At 42.0% G+C, this 1,846-nt stretch carries 1 protein-coding gene and 1 pseudogene; both read right to left on the bottom strand.

Annotation, left to right across the window (positions count from 1 at the left end; genetic code table 11):
* Positions 1–536 precede the first annotated feature (536 nt).
* On the bottom strand, positions 537–1,739 hold the full coding sequence (locus tag ACNPAA_RS20785) for an SEC-C metal-binding domain-containing protein (protein WP_417891985.1): 1,203 nt from the start codon (positions 1,737–1,739) through the stop codon (positions 537–539).
* A pseudogene (locus tag ACNPAA_RS20780) lies at positions 1,732–1,846 on the bottom strand (IS1595 family transposase); the annotation flags it as partial. The pseudogene ACNPAA_RS20780 and the gene ACNPAA_RS20785, both read right to left, overlap by 8 nt.

Raw genomic sequence — 1,846 nt, 5'->3', positions numbered from 1 at the left:
CGACTGGGAGAAGCTCCGCCACAAGTAACGGAGCTAACAGGAGACCAGCAGATCATTTTGGAGGTATTGGGTGAGCGCTATCGGCAAATTTATTCCTAAATCAGGTGCGGAATGTCGGATCTAACCCAAGGGGGACGGTTCGAGTGATGCCACTATGCCAAGTAGCCGGTGAGCCATCTGCTTTGCCCCCTCCCCTTTGCAAGGGGAGGGCCGAGGTTTGCCGTGCCGGCTGACGGATGGTGCCATGACCCCCTCCCCGCCTCCCCCTTGGCAGGGGGAGGAGCAAGCAAGCGCCCCTGTCTGGACGAATCAAATAATCGAGGTGACAGCCACGTAGGTTCGATTAGCGAAGCGTAATCGGACGGCGGTAACGGCATTGCTCCCTTCTCCCGTTGATTAAAAAAGGAGGAGAAGGGCTGGAGATAAGGGGCAGGAAAAAGAGAGTTCGCGGTAAACGTTGGGTTTCGCTTTGTTCAGCCACAACTTATGTAACGGGTAGGTTGGTGCTGAGCCTACGGAGCCCAATATACGAGAGTTTATAAGCAGCATTTTTTATACTTCTTACCTGATCCGCATGGGCATGCACTATTTCTTCCTACATCGTACCCTTTATTTGAGTCATCTTTAACTGCTGTCATATCATTAAGTATGTTGTCTTTTTCCATAACCATTCTTGCTTTATTTCTCATTTCAAATGACAGTTCTTCTTGATATTCAAAAACAATTATATCTTCTGAGCGAAAATTATTCCCTTTCGGCTCTGTTGCAAAAACAATGAAGTTATTACATTTTGGATATTTATATTTAGCCACAAATGCATAGGCATGCATAGAATTTTGTCGTGCCTCGCGATACTCTTCATAAGACTCCTCGTCTTTTTTAGGATAAAATAAAAATATATACATATTCCTCTGATAAAGAGGGGATGTAGCTAGTCTTGCACTTCTCACATTTTTCGGAACAAGATGAAATTTTTCATTTAGTGCTTTACTTAAAAAATATCGCGACACCCTGTTTTCAGATGCTAAATATTTTATCGCTTTTTCATGAGTAGAAAACTCAAGATCAGCACCTAGCCCAACACTAGCAGATAATATATGTTGCGAAAGATGATTAATAATATCGTCCCAACTTTCGCTACCTTTTTTATATGCATCAAGTAATTCCTTTCTGAAAGACCCTTGATAATTTTCCCAATGGCCTTCAACAATAATACTATTTGGCTCCTCTAATGGCATTGCACCAACCACACTCACCATTGGGTCTTTGTGTGTAATGTATAAAGCGAGAAATTCCTCCTCTCCTACAATACAGCCAACAACTCCATCCCTAATATATTTTTGCTTCGCATCTAAATATGAAACAAAATCATGCATTGTATCTAATTCAGACATGACCAGTTGCAATCCATGTTCATCAAAAATATGTACAAAGGTTTTTTCAGGATGGTAATCAGATATATGAAAAGGCTTGTTCTGCATAACGGAAAGGCCATTATAGCATTGTACTAATGTCCCTAAACATCCATGGTCAGATTGGCCGAAATATTCCGATGCAGGCTCAACACTATTTTTAGTAACTGCGATAAGATATATATTTGCCGTTTCAACATCAAATTCAATGGGGAATGGTGTCGAACACTCTTTATTTACAAAAATTCGCTTAGGATACCTCTTTATAAAGGACTCTGCACCGTATAACTGCCTTATTGAGTTACATATAGATTCCTGATTACCCATGACCCTCAGCCAGCTTCAAGAGCCGATATGGCATCGGAGGGCTTGCCACGACTGCATGCCCCAATTCAACCAACATGCTCTTGAGGTCAAAACGATGATTAAACCGG

Origin of the sequence: Aeromonas sp. PS2Canimalfood6 (assembly GCF_048276795.1) — a bacterium.
GTDB classification, from domain to species: Bacteria; Pseudomonadota; Gammaproteobacteria; order Enterobacterales; family Aeromonadaceae; genus Aeromonas; species Aeromonas caviae.
The sequence above is the reverse complement of the archived record's forward strand: the minus strand, read 5'-3'. Positions and strand labels throughout refer to the sequence as shown.

What these genes read in the sequence shown, in the direction of transcription:
- ACNPAA_RS20785 (WP_417891985.1), bottom strand. Translation starts at nt 1,739, where the DNA reads ATGGGTAATCAGGAATCTATATGTAACTCAATAAGGCAGTTATACGGT.